Origin of the sequence: Lacisediminihabitans sp. (assembly GCF_036404185.1) — a bacterium.
Classification (GTDB): Bacteria; Actinomycetota; Actinomycetes; order Actinomycetales; family Microbacteriaceae; genus Lacisediminihabitans.
Genome location: NZ_DASWPB010000076.1, coordinates 1 through 15,718, shown reverse-complemented (window position 1 = coordinate 15,718; position 15,718 = coordinate 1). Strand labels below are relative to the sequence as shown.

The window sequence follows — 15,718 nt, the reverse complement described above, 5'->3', positions numbered from 1 at the left end:
GGGGTGTTCTCTGCGCGGATGGTCGGGGGACGCCGAGACACCGCGTCAAGCGGGAGAGGACGGGCGGCAGACCTTCCCGCATCGGCGGGCCGAGGGACTGCGAGTCGAAGGTCAGCGGGTCGAGGGGCGGCTAGTCGGTCGAGCTCTCATGCCAGTGCAGCAGGCGGCGCTCGATGAGGGTGACGATGGCCAGGAGGAGCACGCCCATGACCGCGAGCACGAAGATCGCGGAGTACACGACTGCCAGCTGGTTCATCGACGATGCGACGCTGATGACGGTGCCGAGGCCCCCGGTGGATCCGGATGCCGACAGCTCGGCGACCACGGCCCCGATGATGGACAGGGGAAACACGATCCGTAGGGCGGCGAAGAGGTACGGAAGCGAATTGGGGATGCGCAGGTGCACAAGCATCTCCAGGCGGCTCGCGTTCATGGTCTTGTAGACCTGCAGCACCTGCTGCGGAACGGAGCGGAGTCCTACGGCGGTGTTGATCAGGATCGGGAAGAAGCAGATCAAGGCCGTGATGATCAGCTTCGGCAGCGGGCCGAAGCCGAAGGCGACCACGAGGGCCGGGGCGATGGCCACCAGGGGCGTGACGTTGAGCACAACGGCGATCGGCATGATCGCGCGGCGGGCCACCGGCAGCTCACTGATGAGCACGGCGATGCCGAAGGCGACCAGAAAACCGATCGCGAGCCCCGCGACCGCCTCGCCGAGCGTGACGACGGCGTTGCCGAGGTAGTAACCGATGTTGGTCGACAGCGATTCGCCGATCGCCGGAAGCGGCGGGAGGAGATACGGCATGGCCGCCGCTCCCCACTGCCACAGGCCGCCGAGGACGGCCAGCATGACGACCAGCGGCAGCCAGATGCGGGGACGGACCCAGCCGAGGTGCGACCGCGGGTGGCCGAGGCTGAACCGAGACGGTTCGGCGGATGGCTCGAGGGTGGCGGACGACGACACTCCGACTCGTTCGGTTGCGACACTCATCTCGTCTCCCCTCACGCCGCATCGGTGGATCGCCAGGCGCTGTGCAGCCGATCCCGGATCAGATCCTCGTATTCGTGGAACCGGCGTTCCTCGAACAAACGCTGATTGCGCGGCCTCGGCAGATCGATGTCGATGAGGTCGACGATGCGACCGGGGCGGGGGGCCATCACCACCACGGTGTCGGACATCCGCACCGCCTCCGAGACGGAATGGGTGACGAACAGCACGGTGGTCTTCAGCTCGTCCCACAGGTCGAGGAGCTGGTCCTGCAGGCTCTCCCTGGTGAACTCGTCGAGGGCGGAGAACGGCTCGTCCATGAGCAGCACATCCGGCTGCAGGCCGAAGGCCCTGACGATGGCGGCCCGCTGTTGCATGCCGCCCGAGAGCTGGGCGGGCAGCTTGTGGATCGCGTCCCCGAGCCCGGCCCGGATCAGCAGCGCCATCATGTCCGGCTGCGTCTTGCCGCGCCCGTGGTCCGCCAGTTGACCGATGCGCTCGCGCCTGCTGGGCGCGTCGCGATTGATCTTCTGGGGAAGGGTCACGTTGCCGAGCACCGGCAACCACGGCAGCAGAGCCGGGGACTGCGGGACGAAGCCGATGAGCTTGGCCGCGCAGGCCTCCTCCGGGCTGACGTCGTGGACACGGACCGTGCCTCGGTCGGCCGCCTCGAGGCCGGCGACGATGCGCAGCAGGGTGGACTTGCCACACCCGCTCGGACCGATGAGGCTGACAAAACGGCCAGGCTCGATCGAGAGCCCCACGTCGTTCAGCGCGACCATCGCCGACGGTCCGTACCCGTACACCTTGCCGACCGAACTCAATTCAACAGCTGGCATCGCCATAAACACCCTCCATACCGTCTGCGGGCACGAATGCCTGCTCTTATATGGCGGAGAGCGTGCGTAGCGAGTTCGAAGTCTGCCACGCGGAATCCGCGTCTTGGTGAAGACGCTATCCGGATCATGTTTCGGGAAATCGCCCGTCCAGATTGCGCGCAGGTTAACTCTCGCTGGGCAGTCGCTCCACCCGGTCGCCGTCGAAGACGTACACGTCGATCCCCAGGTCGTTCGCGGCGACGGCGACCCATCCGCCTAGCGCCTGCGCGACCACCTGGGTGACGACGAGAACGGCGCGGCGGGCACTGGGGATGCTCGAGCGCAACCACAGCAGCTTGAACAGATCGGCCATCACCTTGTTGCGGTACGAGGGTTTGTATGCCCCCTGGTTCGCGACGAGCTGGACGACGATCCGTCCGTCGAGGTCGATGCCTTCCGCCTCGATGCGGCTGTTCTTCCCCAGCACAAGGGGCCGCGGACGCAACTCGACTCCGCATTCGGCGCTCATCGCCAGGAGCATGCGCCGTTCCACCGAGCCGGCGGCGAAGCGCCGCCACTCCGGAGAAGCGGGCGCGTTGGTCGCAGGCATGCGCTCAGTCTAGGAAGGACGCGTTTCGCCCGTGTTTCCGGTCGGAGGCCCCGGTCGTCCGCCGAACCCGGGGAATGGGCCGGCTGTTACGCCGGGTTCTGTCTGGGTGTCTCTTCGAGAAGAGGCACCCTCGACGGCCATCTATCTACGATGTACGTTACCGCACACCTCTAGCGGTCTACCCGAAAGCTGGACGAGCCGCCCGTAACGCTTTCTGTCTGACCTTGCTCCGGGCGAGGTTTACCTAGCCGACCCGATCACGCGGGCCGCTGGTGGTCTCTTACACCACCGTTTCACCCTTACCACGAACCGGGACCCGAAGGCCCAGGCCCGTGGCGGTCTGCTTTCTGTTGCACTTTCTCGCGGGTTACCCCGGGTGGGTGTTACCCACCGCCCTGCTCTGTGGAGCCCGGACGTTCCTCGGCGACCCCCGTACCCCGAGAGGCACGGGAATCGACGCGACCGTCTTGCCGACCCATTCTGATGTCAGCCTACGGCACCGGCTGCGGCCCCGCTGGTTCAGAGACCGGACTCCGCCGTGCGGACGAGAATGGCGCTGCTGTCGGGGCAGAGCAGCACGTCGTCGGGCGCCGCGGCGCGGATCTGCGCCATGTCGTCCGCGTTGAGCTTCACCCCGCTCGCGCTGGAGACGCCGCCGCGCAGGAGCGAGGCACCGGTGCCGTACCGCTGTCGCTGCCGTTCGTAGAGCGCAAGCAGGTCCTCCGGCAGCTTGCTCGCGATCGTCGTGCGGTTGGCCACGGCGTGCGCACGTTCGCCGGTCAGGGTGCCGAGCGCCGCGTCCCGCTCGGCCGTGACCTCCGCGATCCTCGCCTGGAGCTCGTCGTATCGCCCCTGAAGCGCCGCGCCGGCCGCCTCGAGGACGTCGAGCCGTTCCATGACGGTCAGCTCGATCTCCTCGAGGTCGAGCTGGCGCTTCCTCAGCCCGGCCAGCTCGCTCTCGAGGCCCGCGACGTCCTTCAGCGAGCTGGATGCCTGCAGGCGATCGGTGTCCCGCTTGATGCGGGCCTCGACGACGGCGACGTCGGCCTCCACCCTGGACAGCTCGAGCCGCGCATCCTCGACCGCGCCCGTCGCGCCGAGCATCTCGACCCGCAGGGCGTCGGCCTCGCTTGACAGGCCGGCCAACACGGCGACCTCCGGCAGCATCTTCGCCCGGTGGTCGAGTTGCTGAAGGCGGGTGTCGATCGCCTGCAGCTCGAGAAGGTGAGCCTGAGCGTCGGGTGCGGCTTTCAGTGCCATTGATGCCTCGTTCGTGTTCGGTTATTGGACAATCGTGAAGTCCCAGGGGTCCGTGCGTACGTCGCTGACGGTGACGGCAAGACCGGGAAGCGCCGCCGCGAGCTGCTCCGCCGCGGTCTCCAGCCACAGCCATTCGCTGGCCCAGTGGGAGACGTCGATGAGCGCCGGGCCGCCAACGAGCCTCGCGTTCTCGCGGAACTCCGAGGCGGGATGGTGGCGCAGGTCGGAGGTGATGTAGACGTCGGCGGCGAGCACGGCCGGCTCGCGAAGCAGGGAGTCGCCGGCGCCGCCGCAGAGGGCGATCGTCGCGACCGGGCTGTCGTAGTCGCCGGAGACCCGGATGCCGGATGCCGTCGCGGGCAGGATCTCGCCGAGGAGGCGGGCCAGCCTGCCCAGGGTGGTCGGCTCCATGAGGCGCCCCTGCCTGCCGATCCCGCGGCCGGGCACGTCCGACGGGACGATGGGACGCGGATCGACCAGCCCGAGGCGCTCGGCCAGGGCGGCGGAGGTCCCCGTCTCGACCACGTCGGCGTTGGTGTGGGCGGCGATGAGCGCGCAGCCGCCGCGGATGAGCCGGGCCAGCACCGCACCCTTGTACCGATCCTCCGCGACGCTCGTCACCCCGCGCAGCAGGAGCGGGTGATGCACGACGAGGAGATCCGCCCCAGCGGCCACGGCCTCGTCGGCCACCTCGACGACCGCATCGACGGCCAGGTGGACCGAGTCGACCGTCGCCGCCGGATCGCCGGAGAGGAAACCGGGAGCGTCCCAGGGTTCGGCACCGGCCAGCGGCCAGAGTCGTTCGACGACCGTGTTGACGTCGGCGACGGTGTGAGACATGCAGGCAAGTCTACTTTCCGGCCCGGTGTCCGAGCCGCCCGATTCAGCCGATCGAGCTCTCCTGACGCCTGATCCGCGGGAGACCGGAGACGAAGGGGGTGAGCAGCCCCAGCACGAGGGCGACGATCACCCCGAGGTCCGTGCCCGCGAGCTGGCCGGTCAGCGGGACACCGAGAACGGTGAACAGGTATCCCTCCCAGCCGAGCCAGCCGACGGTCGCGCTCGTGAATCCGAAGCCGACCGCAGCCGCGACGACAAGCATCGAGAGGTTCACCCAGCTCACGGCGGGATAGATCCCGCCCCGGTGGAGGAGCGATTCGGCATCGAATCGCCGGCGTCGGAGGATCATCTCCGCGGCGAAGATCCCGGCCCAGGCCGCGACCGGGACGGCCAGAGTCGTCGCCAGGTCGCGGAAGACGGAGGTGACGTCCGTCACCGTGAGGCCGATGACCATCGCGGCGGCGAACAACAGGACTCCGACGATCGCCGTCGACCAGGAGCGCCCGAGACGGAGCCCGATCGCCCGCAGGGCGAATCCACCGGAGTAGATGCTGAGGACAACACCGGAGAGGAGGCTGAGCGCGGTCGCCGCGATGAGGGGAACGGGGTACCACGACGGCAGCAGTCCGGCCATCGCATCAAGCGGATGCCCGGCGAGGCCGTCCGCCAGCGTCGGATCGGATGCCGCGAGAAGGGCCCCATAGCCGATCAACAGGAACGCGGGCAGCGCGCTTCCGAAGGAGGCCCACAGCATCGAGGTGGCACCGGAGCTCCCCGGGCGTTGGTACCTGGCGACGTCGGAGCTCGCACTCGCCCAGGCGAGGCCGACGAAGCTGAACACCAGCACCACGCCGGTGACCACGAGGATCCACGGTCCGTCGCCCACGGTCAGCGCGGTGCCGATGTCGATCGACGACCACGTCATGGCCACCAGCCCGACGATCAGGAGGCCGGAGACGATGCTCAGGACGAGTTGGATGCGCGCGACCAGCCCATAACCGAGAACCGCGACGGCCAGGGCGATGAGGAAACCGGCGGCCGTGACGATGAGCATGAGCTGCCGTTCGTCGAGCGGGCCGGAGAGATCCGCGCCGACGAGGATATGGGCGGTGGATGCGGCGATCAGCCAGAGCAGTACCGCACCCCAGAACAGCCGCGAGATCACCGCGAGCACCGCCGGGACCACGTTGCCGACGAGGCCGAACGAGGCGCGGGAGACGATCATGGTCGGCTGGCCGCTCCACTTGCCGGCGAGGGTTCCGAGGCCGAGCGGAAGGAAGGAGAGGGCGACCCCGACGAAGGCCGCGACGATCGTCTGCCGCAGGCTCATCCCGAGCGAGAACAGAACGCCGCCGAAGGCGAGGCCGAGCACGGAGGAGTTCACCGCGAACCAGAGCCAGAACAGGCGGGCGGCCCTCCCGACACGATGGTCGATCGGGGTCGGCTCCGCTCCGATCCGTTCCACCCGGAATACCGGCGTCCGGCGGAGCTCCGCCACCTCGGCGGGATCCTCAGACGGCAGCACGTCGGGAAGGACGGATCCGCTCGCGACGGCGGAGAGAGCGCTGCGGGCGTCCGGTGTGTCTGCGAGCGGGACGGATTCCTCCGGCGCGCGGTCCGTCTCATCGACGTCGTCGAAATCGTCGACATCGTCGAGGGGCAGGCCGGTCGGCTCCCGGAAGACGGGACCGGCCGCGCCGACGAGACCCTCCACCCGGGGTGCGGGAACGTAGTCGATCGGTTCGGCCGGCATGGCCACGCCGGCACTCGCGCCGGCGATCAGGGCCTCGAAGTCCGGCTCCGATACGGCGGTCTGCGGCTCGGGTGGCGCCGGCGGCTGCTCGACGACGGACGCAGTCGGCGGCTGGAACAGGGAGTCCAGAAGGGGCGGGACGACCTCGCCGAGGTCGGCGGGCTCCGGAACGGCCGGCTCGATCAGGTCGTAGACGGGCGGCTGCGTGTCGGGTGTCGGCGCCTGCCCCTCCGCGGAGGGAAGCGGTTCGGCGGCAGACGGCACGCCCTCCCCGGATCGCGCCGGTGCGAGCTCTCCCGGCTCAGGCGGCGCGAAGGAACTGCGGAACCGGTGCGGACCCTCCGAGGTCGTCGGGTCGGCGCGGGTCTCGTCGACGGAAGCGAGCGCCTCCGGGCTCCCGATCGCGAGCATCGACTGGGTCCAGGTCTGCATCTCCCGCGCCTCGGCCTGCCGCAGCCTCAGCTCGGCCTCCAGCCTGTCGATGAGGCTTCCGGTATCGCTCGAGCGGTCGGCCTCCTCCCCCAGCGAACGGATCAGGTCGGTGTCGGGCAGGGAACGCCGTTTCGGCGGGACGGGAAGAACGGCCTCGGGCGCAGAAAGGGGCACGGTCGGGAGCGGTTCGTCCGGGGTGGGGGCCGACCGCGCCGGCTCGGCCGGCGGGGTCGGCGGACGCGAACCGGGATGGGTGATCCGGAACACCTCTTCGGCGAGGGCATTCGCCAGATCGTCGTCGTCGTAGGCCTCCGGCTCCGCAGCGGGAACGGGAGGAATGGGAGGAAACGCTCCCGTTGGCGGAGGCGTGTATGTCGATCTCCGCGGGCCCGTCGGGGGGTTTGGCGAGCCGAACGGACCGTCCTCGTCGTCGTCAGCCATGCCCCACATGATACGGGGCCGACGGGGATTCGTCCGGCTGACGGGCCGTCGCGACCACAGCGACCGCGCCGAGGACGAGCGCGAGACCGATCCACCCGCCGAGTGACGGCCGCTCCCCGACCACGAGGACCGCGAGCACCGTCGCGACGATCGGCTCGATGAGTGTGATCGTCGTCGCCCTGCTGCTGTGGATCGACCTCAGACCCACTCCGAAGAACAGGTAGGCGACGAACATCGGGCCGATGGCGAGATAAAGGCCGATGGCCACGGTCGCCGACGATTGGAGCAGCGGTGCGCCGAGCAGGAGAAGCACCGGGACCAGCAGGACCGCGCCGGCCCCGAACAGACCTCCCATCACCCCGCGCGCGCTCCCGCCCCGGCCGATCGCCCGGGACGACGCGTAGGTGTACAACGCGTAGCAGAGTCCGGCGAGCAGGCCGAGAGCCACCCCTGCCGGTCGCGAGGAATCCGCGGCCGCCCCCGACCAGGCCAGCAGGCCGATGCCGAGCACGGCGACCAGCGTGCAGGCGAACCACGACGAGGTAGGGCGACGGCGTTCCCACACCCACTCGAACAGCGCGGCGAAGACCGGGCCGGAGCCGAGGCTGACCACGTTCCCCACCGCCACGCCGGCCAGGCCCATCGCCGAGTAGAAGGCCAGTGGATAGACGACGACGCCGACTGCCCCCAACAGCAGCCACGGCCGGGATGCCCGGGCGCGCAGGGCGCGCACGGCGCTCCTCGCGGAGAAGGCGAAGAGGAGCAGGCCGCCGACGGTCATCGTCGCGGCGCCGACGGCGAGGGGACTCACGCTCGGCGGGAGGAGGCTGGCCGCCGTCCCCGTCGTGCCCCAGAGAACGGACGCGGCGACCAGCGCGGGAACCCCGGTGCGCCGATCGCCGACGGTGATCCCTGCATCCATAAACACCGACTCTAGGGCGACCGGCACCGAGCGGAGGGACGATCTGCTCATGAGACCACCGGGTCCGCGAGACAGGGGTCCGCCGGAGAGGGCCCCGCGGGGATTTAACGAGCCGTGGGGCGCTCGGCGAACGGCCGACCGCCCCACCACGAGAAATGGACTACAGGCTGCGGCGGCCCGTGATGACCCTCGCGAGGAAAACGATGATCGCGATGATCGCGAGAACGATTCCAACCCAGAGGAGGAAGTTGAGCGACTGGACGAAACCGCCCGTCACGAGAAGGACAACGGCGATTATCGCAATAATGACCAAGAGGAGATTCACGAGTTTGAGCCTTTCTGTCGGTGCCCGGTGCGCGATCGCGCTCCGGACCCCCACAACTGTATGGACCCCGGTGTCGCCTGGACAGGGGCTTGATTTCCCGGTGACAGGGCGTACGGGCCCTGCCCAGGCTCCCAGCTACCGTCTGGCGCGGAGCGGTACGAGCAGCCAGACCGAGGCGATCGCGACGACGGTGGCGGCCCCGGCCACGACCCCCGCCGTCCGTCCCACCACGACGTCGACGATGAACAGCACAACACCGACGACGAGGATCGCGACGGCCGTCAGCGTCGCCCGCAGGAAGCGGTCGGCCATTCTCACCGCCTCCCCCTTCGCGCGCCTCCGAAACAGCGCACGATGCAGGCTCACCGGCGCGAGGCCGAGCGCGGTCGCCGCCACCGCGAGTCCGACCAGGACGAGGTAGGTCCCCTTTTGAAAGGGATCCAGCATCGCGAACCGGGCCTGGAACGCCACCGTCAGCAGGAATCCCGTGAGGATCTGGGTTCCGGTCTGGGTGACCCGTAGCTCCTGGACGATCTCGTTCCAGTTGCGATCGGATCGTTCGTTCGCCGTCTCCTGTCGACCATCCCGCTGGATGTCGGCATCCGGGTCCTGCCTCGCCATCGGCGCCTCGCTCCTGGGTCTAGTGGTTCCTCAGCTGAGTGATCAGTTGCGACTTGGTCTTGCCCGAATAACCGGAGAGCCCCAGCTCCTTCGCCCGCTTGCGCAGATCGGTGACGGTCCACTCCTCGTAGTCACCGGACCGGCCGCCGGTGCGTCCGACGGCGGACCGTCCCTTTTTCGCCGCCGCGTTGGAGATGCGGGCCGCCTTCTCCTTCGAGGCGCCGTCGTCGCGCAGCTCCTCGTAGAGTTTCGGGTCCTTGAGAGACGGATTGTTCGAACCGGGCATGACGAGTTATCCCTTCTGTGCGGTCTTGCGTGGTGCGGTCCTGTGCGCGGTGGTCTTCTTCGGGGCGGCCCCGCCGCCCCGGTTCTTCTCGATGCTCTTGCGAAGCGCGTCCATGAGGTCGAGGACCTCTCCACCGCCCTCGCCCTGGTCCTCCTCCTCGCCGAAGGTCCCGGCCGTGTCGATCGCCTCGCCCTCCGTGAGCTTCGCGTCGATCAGCTTCCTCAGCTCCTGCTGATACTCGTCGCCGAACTTCGTCGGATCGAAGTCCGCGGCGAAGCTGTCGACCAGCGAGGACGACATCTGCAGCTCTTTGGCCGATACCCTGGCCGGCTCGTCCAGGGAAGGGAAGTCGGCCTCCCTGACCTCGTCGTCCCACAGCAGCGACTGGAGGACGAGCACCTTGCCCGTGACCCGCAACGCGCCGAGCCGGGTCTTCTGCCGGAGCGAGAAGTGCACGATCGCGGTGCGATCGGTCTCCTCGAGGGTGCGCCGGAGCAGCACATAGGCCTTCGGCGACTTCGAATCCGGCTCCAGGAAGTAACTCCGATCGAATCGGATCGGGTCGAGCTGATCGCTCGGAACGAACTCGACGACCTCGATCTCGCGGCTTCTCTCCGCGGGGAGTGTGGACAACTCGTCCTCGGTGAGGACGACCGTCTTGTCTCCATCCTCGAATGCCCGGTCGATGTGGTCGTAGGCCACGATCTTTCCGCAGACCTCGCAGCGACGCTGGTACTTGATTCGTCCGCCGTCCTTGTCGTGCACCTGATGCAGCGGAAGATCGTGATCCTGGGTCGCGCTGTAGACCCTGACCGGCACATTCACGAGACCGAAGGTGATCGCTCCCGTCCAGATCGCTCGCATCCCTCCATTGCACAACAAACCGCCCGGGAAGGCGCGGCCTTGACGCCGCCTCGATTCGGTGTAAATTCGCGGCCAGGCTGACACGACCCGAGTGAGGACCAGTGGCATCGAATTCGACGTCGGAGACCGTCACCGTCGATGGCCATCGAATCTCGCTGACCAACCTCGACAAGGTGCTCTATCCCTCGACGGGCACAACCAAACGTGATGTCCTGGCCTACTACGCGGAGATCGCGGAGGTGCTCATTCCCCATGCCGCAAACCGGCCCGCCACCCGCAAGAGGTGGGTCAACGGGGTGGGTACACCCGAGAAGCCCGGCCAGATGTTCTTCCAGAAGAATCTGGACGACTCGACCCCGTCGTGGGTCACGCGGCGCACCATCGAGCACAGCGATCACAGCAACGACTATCCGCTGGTCAACGACAGCGCGACGCTCATCTGGTTGGGCCAGATCGCGACGCTCGAGGTTCACGTCCCGCAGTGGCAGTTCGGGCGAACCGGTATCCGGCGCAATCCCGACCGTCTGGTGCTCGACCTCGATCCCGGAGAGGGGGTCGGGCTCGCCGAGTGCGCGGAGGTGGCGAGACTGGTCCGCGCGATCCTCACCGACATGGGGCTGACGGCCATGCCCGTCACGAGCGGGAGCAAGGGCATCCACCTGTACGCGGCGCTCGACGGCAAGCAGACCTCCGAGCAGGTATCGGCGGTCGCCCATGAGCTGGCGCGGGCACTCGAGGCCGACCATCCGGATCTCGTCGTCAGCGACATGAAGAAGGCGCTGCGTCCGGGGAAGGTGCTGCTCGACTGGAGCCAGAACAACGGCTCGAAGACGACGGTCACCCCGTATTCCCTGCGCGGCCGTTTCGAGCCCACCGTCGCGGCACCACGCACCTGGCGGGAACTCGCGAACAAGGATCTCGCCCAGCTCGACTACCGGGAGGTGCTCCGCAGGGTGAAGCGGCGCGGTGACCCGCTCGCCGGCTTGATCGCGGGGCATCTGGATTCCCTCGAACCGACGGCGGACCGGATGCGCGGCTTCGCCGATGCCCCGAAACGGGATCGGCTGGAGAAGTACCGGAGCATGCGCGACGGCAGCAAGACCCCCGAGCCGGTTCCCTCCGAACCGGCGATCGCCGGCCACGGACGGTCCTTCGTGATCCAGAAGCACCACGCGAGCCGACTGCACTACGATTTCCGCCTCGAACACGACGGCGTGCTCGTCAGTTGGGCGCTGCCGAAGGGAGTACCCACGGAACCGGCCGTCAATCATCTCGCCGTCCAGACCGAGGATCACCCGCTCGCCTACGGCTCCTTCGAGGGCACCATCCCGGCCGGTCAATACGGTGCCGGAGAGGTCGAGATCTGGGACGCCGGCAGCTACGACCTGGAGAAATGGAGTGACGACGAGATCATCGTGACGCTGCACGGCAGACCGGATGGCGGCCTCGGCAGACCTCGCAGGCTCGCACTCATCCACACGGGAGGTGAGGGGAAGGCGGCGCAGAACTGGCTCATCCATCTGATGAAGCCGCAGACCGCGGCCGCAGCGACCGCGCCCGGGAAACGCGTCCCTCGGCCGCAGGTGTCGACGATCCGGCCGATGCTCGCGACGCTCGGCTCGCCACGGGACATCTCGGAGGAGGAGGACTGGACCTTCGAGATGAAGTGGGACGGCATCCGGGCGATCGTCTCCGCCAACGACGGGGCGGTCCGGATCGCCAGCCGGAACGACAAGGACATGACGGCGACCTATCCCGAGCTGGCCGCGATCCCGGAGGCGTTGAGCGTCGACGCGGCGATCCTCGACGGCGAGATCGTCGCACTGGATCGACGCGGACGCCCGGACTTCGGTCTTCTCCAGACCCGAATGAACCTGACCGGCCCAGCCGATGTCGCGCGGGCCGCGGCGGCCGCGCCCGTGCATTTCATCGTCTTCGACGTCCTCGAGACCGATGGCGCATCGCTGATCCGTCGGACTTACGACGAGCGTCGGGCCACCCTCGAGCGGATCGTCGAGGAGGTCCCCGGCGGCCCGATGCGGCTTCCCCCGGCCTTCACCGGCGATCTCGAACAGGCCATCACCACGAGCAGGGAGCTCGGCCTGGAGGGTGTCGTCGCCAAACAGCGCGACGGTCGGTACGAGTCCGGTCGCCGTTCGCGATCGTGGATCAAGATCAAGCACCACCGCACCCAGGAGGTCGTTGTGGGCGGGTGGCGACCGGGCAACGGTCGGCGCGACTCCGGCGTCGGCTCGCTGCTGCTCGGCATCCCCGACGGGGACGGATTCCGCTATGTCGGACGGGTCGGCACCGGCTTCAGCGACCGCCAGCTCGAGGAGCTGAACCGGGTGCTTCCCCCGCTGGCGAGCCGGAAGGCGACCCTATCGGGCGTCCCGGCATCGGATGCCAGGGATGCCCGGTGGGTCACCCCCGATCTCGTCGGCGAGGTGGAGTTCGCGGAGTGGACGTCGACGGGCCGTCTGCGCCAGCCGTCGTGGCGGGGATGGCGACCGGACAAGGGCCCCGACGAGGTGAGAGCCGAGTAAGGGCTACCATCGGATATGCCCGTTCCCGGGCACCACCACACCGTGGCGGGCGCCATGAGCGGTCCGTCACGTCGGCAGAGGGATCCCTCTCGAGCGATGAAAAATGGAGAATCCGTTGGGGAAGCTACTGTACGGTCCGACCATCGAGGTCATCTTCGACGATCGTGTCCTCGCCCACCTGCAGCTTGTCATCGGACTGAAGCTTCGCCGGGGGGAGAGCTTCTTCTTCTCCTGGCGTGACGAGCAGAGCGTGGGGGACGGCCGCAGCGCGATCTGGCTGGACCCGGCGATCCCCATGGTCTTCCGGTACAACGGCGGCCGGATGCCGAAGATCAACCGGGAGTGGCTCGAGGTGCTGACCCTGTCCTCGAACAGCGCGCAGGGGCTGCAGCTGACGGAAGAGGTCGGAGCGCTGGGCAAGACCACCGAGGAGTGACGCCGCTCCCCCGCGCATCATGCATCCGGCGCATCATGCATCCGACTCCGCGTCAAGGTGGTTGATGACCTCATCGGGGCCGCTTAGCCTCTATCGAACGGGCGATGTCACCGATCGTCGAGGGTAGAGCGAGAGGGAGCCGAGGCGCATGGCCGATGACGTCGACGACCGCCACGAGAACATCCAGCCGAAGCCCGACAGCGAACGGGAACCGGCGGAGGACGAGGTCTCCGAGACCCCGCCGGAGCATCCGGATGACGTCTCCTTCGAGCAGGCCGCCGAGGAGCAGGAGCATCCCGGTTACCTCCGGAGAAGCAAGCGGACCGACTCCTAGGCGAGATAGGCCTGCAGCTCGGGCGAACGCAGGCGCTTGAGGCTGCGGGTCTCGAGCTGACGGACCCGCTCCCTCGTGATCCCGTACAGTTCCCCCACCTCGTCCAGGGTCATCGCCGGACGCCCCTCGAGGCCGAAGCGCAGACGGATGACCGTCGCGTCCCGCTGGGGCAGGGCATCCAGCCTGCGGCGGATGTCGTCGTGCCGCAGATCGAGCTCAACCGCCTCGAAAGGCTCGGGGATGTCGGTGTCCTCGATGAGATCGCCCAGTTCGGTCGTCCCGTCGTCGCCGATCTGGATGCCGAGCGAGATGGTGTCATGCTCCGTCTTGGCGAGCTTGAGCACCTCTTCCACGGTCACCTGGGCCGCGTCCGCCACCTCGACGACGGTGGGGGTCCTGCCCAGCTCTGCTCCGAGGTCGCGGCGCACACGATCGAGCTTGTCCATCTTCTCCACCGTGTGCACCGGAATGCGGATGATCCGGCTGGAGTCGGCGATGCCACGCAGCACCGACTGCCGGATCCACCAGGTGGCGTAGGTGGAGAACTTGTTCCCGATCGTGTAGTCGAACTTCTCGACGGCACGAACCAAGCCGAGGTTGCCCTCCTGGATGACATCCATAATCGGCAGGCCCCGCCCGGCATAGCGCTTCGCGATGCTCACCACGAGCCGGAGGTTGGAGCAGATGAAGGTGTTGTAGGCGTTCTCGCCGTCCCTGACGAGCCACTGCAGTTCGCGCTTCGCCTTGCCGTCGAGGTCCGGGCTGGTCTCGAGCCGTTCGCCGGCGAGCACGCCGATCTCGATGCGCTTGGCGAGGGCGACCTCCTCGTCCGCGGTGAGGAGCGGTGCGCGACCGATCCTCTGCAGATAGTCGCGCAACGGATCGGTGGATACCTGGGCCGGTCCCCTCTGGAGTGCTGCGGTTCCCTCAAAGGCTTCGTACGTTGTCATACTCATTTTTTGACCCCCAAAATGGTTACAGATAGCGTATTGGACGACATTCCCTCACGGCGACGGCCTTGACAGCGGACCGTCGGCCAACTAAAAGGCCGCGGTCACCCCCTGGCGAGCACCGGCCGGTCCGTGTGGACCTCCGTGCGGGAGCGATAGATCGTGTAGCAGTCACGACCGGTGATCAACAGCAGGTCGACACCGGCCAGATGACGCAGGACCACCAGATCGGGCTGGCCCGCCCCGATCACACGATCGGCCTGACGACGGAAGATGTGAGCCATCTCCTCGCTCGTCGGGTACTCCCGACCCCCGTGGCGGACGACCAGGGTTTTTGCCTCCTCCATCACACCGACCTCCTCGACCGTGCTTCGATCCATTAATGAGACGAGACTGACTAGTCTCGTCCTGTCGCTTAGCCAGGCTAAAAAGAAGTGGCACCGCCCGGCAAGGGGTTGACAGGGAACGACGGGCGCCCTAATGTCCTCCCCCATACGGGGGTGATGTGCTCGTCCCGCGGCCCGGCCGATGCGGGGGCGCGACGACAAGCGCTCGCCCAGGGAGGGGCCAGACCCTCCTGGTATCCTCGACCCCTGACCCGCCTTCGGGCATGCCGCTTCGATCCGCCGGCATAGGACAGCACGCCTCATGACACACTCTCCTCGTTTCCTCGTCGCCCTCCGTGCGGCGCTGCGACCGCCGAGCGCGCCACGACGCACGAGCAGGCGGCTCGCCGCGGGGGCGGCCGCCGGATCGCTGGCGCTGCTCGCGACCTTCGCCCTCGCCCCGCCGATGCCGACGGGCAGGATCACGCTCGTGGACTCCTCGACCGGCCGCGCCCAGACGCTGACCGCCTCGGAGAAGGTGGCGGCCGCCGAGACCAACCGTGACGGCTATTCGGCGACACCCGGCATGGTCACCCTGGCGGCGAGCGGTACCAACTACGACTGGGCGAAGCTCGTGCTCCAGTCCGCCGGCTGGCCGTTGTCCGACAGCAACGTCACGGTGCTGGTGCGCTGGATGCGCCAGGAGAACGGCACCAGCAGCTGGTGGAACCGCAACAACCCGCTCAACAATGGCTGGGGCTCGGGCGGCGGCGGCGGAACCGGCACCTACCCGAACCTCGTGGTCGCCGCGCAGATGGCGGCGGAGAACCTCCATCGCAATTCGGTCTTCCGCGCGATCGCTGCGGCCTTCGCCGCCTCGGCGCCGACGGAGGTCATCGAGCAGGCCATCTGGGCATCGCCCTGGGCGAGCAGTCACTACGCCAACGGGGCGCACTGGCACTACAC

The 15,718-nt window shown here is 68.1% G+C and carries 17 protein-coding genes and 1 other RNA gene; 4 read left to right on the top strand and 14 right to left on the bottom strand.

Translation table 11 applies throughout. The features are described 5' to 3' along the window. Nucleotides 1-130 precede the first annotated feature (130 nt). The 12 genes from VGC18_RS04385 to VGC18_RS04330 form a co-directional block, all read right to left on the bottom strand. Nucleotides 131-991, bottom strand: coding sequence for an ABC transporter permease (locus VGC18_RS04385; RefSeq protein WP_331094610.1), 861 nt, complete (start codon nucleotides 989-991; stop codon nucleotides 131-133). 11 nt (nucleotides 992-1,002) lie between these two features. Further along, nucleotides 1,003-1,827 carry an ABC transporter ATP-binding protein gene (locus VGC18_RS04380; RefSeq protein ID WP_331094608.1) on the bottom strand — a complete coding sequence of 275 codons (825 nt, stop codon included), beginning with the start codon at nucleotides 1,825-1,827 and terminating at the stop codon, nucleotides 1,003-1,005. Between the two features lie 163 nt (nucleotides 1,828-1,990). Continuing rightward, nucleotides 1,991-2,416 (bottom strand): hypothetical protein, encoded by a 426-nt coding sequence (locus tag VGC18_RS04375; protein ID WP_331094606.1) that lies wholly within the window; start codon nucleotides 2,414-2,416, stop codon nucleotides 1,991-1,993. A gap of 71 nt (nucleotides 2,417-2,487) precedes the next feature. After that, nucleotides 2,488-2,894: RNase P RNA component class A (gene rnpB / locus VGC18_RS04370), an RNA gene on the bottom strand. A 41-nt stretch (nucleotides 2,895-2,935) separates the two neighbouring features. Continuing rightward, nucleotides 2,936-3,676, bottom strand: a complete 741-nt coding sequence (locus tag VGC18_RS04365; RefSeq protein WP_331094604.1) for a zinc ribbon domain-containing protein — start codon at nucleotides 3,674-3,676, stop codon at nucleotides 2,936-2,938. A gap of 21 nt (nucleotides 3,677-3,697) precedes the next feature. After that, nucleotides 3,698-4,516, bottom strand: coding sequence for a Nif3-like dinuclear metal center hexameric protein (locus VGC18_RS04360; RefSeq protein ID WP_331094602.1), 819 nt, complete (start codon nucleotides 4,514-4,516; stop codon nucleotides 3,698-3,700). A gap of 43 nt (nucleotides 4,517-4,559) precedes the next feature. Continuing rightward, the gene (locus VGC18_RS04355; RefSeq protein ID WP_331094600.1) at nucleotides 4,560-7,142 is read right to left on the bottom strand and encodes a purine-cytosine permease family protein; all 2,583 of its coding nucleotides are present in this window, start codon (nucleotides 7,140-7,142) and stop codon (nucleotides 4,560-4,562) included. Continuing rightward, nucleotides 7,135-8,064, bottom strand: coding sequence for a DMT family transporter (locus VGC18_RS04350; RefSeq protein WP_331094598.1), 930 nt, complete (start codon nucleotides 8,062-8,064; stop codon nucleotides 7,135-7,137). The genes VGC18_RS04355 and VGC18_RS04350 overlap by 8 nt, the downstream gene beginning before the upstream one ends. Nucleotides 8,065-8,224: 160 nt before the next feature. Further along, the gene (locus tag VGC18_RS04345; RefSeq protein ID WP_331094596.1) at nucleotides 8,225-8,389 is read right to left on the bottom strand and encodes a hypothetical protein; all 165 of its coding nucleotides are present in this window, start codon (nucleotides 8,387-8,389) and stop codon (nucleotides 8,225-8,227) included. Between the two features lie 135 nt (nucleotides 8,390-8,524). Continuing rightward, on the bottom strand, nucleotides 8,525-9,010 hold the full coding sequence (locus VGC18_RS04340; RefSeq protein ID WP_331094594.1) for a DUF6328 family protein: 486 nt from the start codon (nucleotides 9,008-9,010) through the stop codon (nucleotides 8,525-8,527). A 19-nt stretch (nucleotides 9,011-9,029) separates the two neighbouring features. Then, nucleotides 9,030-9,296 (bottom strand): DUF7218 family protein, encoded by a 267-nt coding sequence (locus tag VGC18_RS04335; protein WP_331094592.1) that lies wholly within the window; start codon nucleotides 9,294-9,296, stop codon nucleotides 9,030-9,032. 6 nt (nucleotides 9,297-9,302) lie between these two features. After that, the gene (locus VGC18_RS04330) at nucleotides 9,303-10,160 is read right to left on the bottom strand and encodes a Ku protein (protein ID WP_331094590.1); all 858 of its coding nucleotides are present in this window, start codon (nucleotides 10,158-10,160) and stop codon (nucleotides 9,303-9,305) included. Between the two features lie 101 nt (nucleotides 10,161-10,261). On the opposite strand from VGC18_RS04330, the gene VGC18_RS04325 reads away from it, so the two are divergent. From VGC18_RS04325 to VGC18_RS04315, 3 genes are all read left to right on the top strand, one after another. Then, nucleotides 10,262-12,706, top strand: coding sequence for an ATP-dependent DNA ligase (locus tag VGC18_RS04325; protein ID WP_331094588.1), 2,445 nt, complete (start codon nucleotides 10,262-10,264; stop codon nucleotides 12,704-12,706). Nucleotides 12,707-12,821: 115 nt separating this feature from the next. Then, complete coding sequence (locus VGC18_RS04320) at nucleotides 12,822-13,142, top strand: ATP-dependent DNA ligase (RefSeq protein ID WP_331094586.1); 321 nt, start codon at nucleotides 12,822-12,824, stop codon at nucleotides 13,140-13,142. A 148-nt stretch (nucleotides 13,143-13,290) separates the two neighbouring features. Further along, on the top strand, nucleotides 13,291-13,476 hold the full coding sequence (locus VGC18_RS04315; RefSeq protein WP_331094584.1) for a hypothetical protein: 186 nt from the start codon (nucleotides 13,291-13,293) through the stop codon (nucleotides 13,474-13,476). On the opposite strand, the gene VGC18_RS04310 is transcribed toward VGC18_RS04315, so the two are convergent. Together VGC18_RS04310 and VGC18_RS04305 are read right to left on the bottom strand one after the other, a co-directional pair. After that, entirely contained in the window at nucleotides 13,473-14,426 is a 954-nt protein-coding gene (locus tag VGC18_RS04310; protein WP_331094582.1) for a sigma-70 family RNA polymerase sigma factor, read from the bottom strand. The genes VGC18_RS04315 and VGC18_RS04310 overlap by 4 nt on opposite strands. A 104-nt stretch (nucleotides 14,427-14,530) precedes the next feature. Continuing rightward, complete coding sequence (locus tag VGC18_RS04305) at nucleotides 14,531-14,806, bottom strand: hypothetical protein (RefSeq protein WP_331094580.1); 276 nt, start codon at nucleotides 14,804-14,806, stop codon at nucleotides 14,531-14,533. 268 nt (nucleotides 14,807-15,074) lie between these two features. Between VGC18_RS04305 and VGC18_RS04300 the strand changes: the two genes are divergently transcribed. Then, nucleotides 15,075-15,718 (top strand): hypothetical protein (locus VGC18_RS04300; RefSeq protein WP_331094578.1); only part of this gene is annotated, 644 nt, incomplete at its 3' end.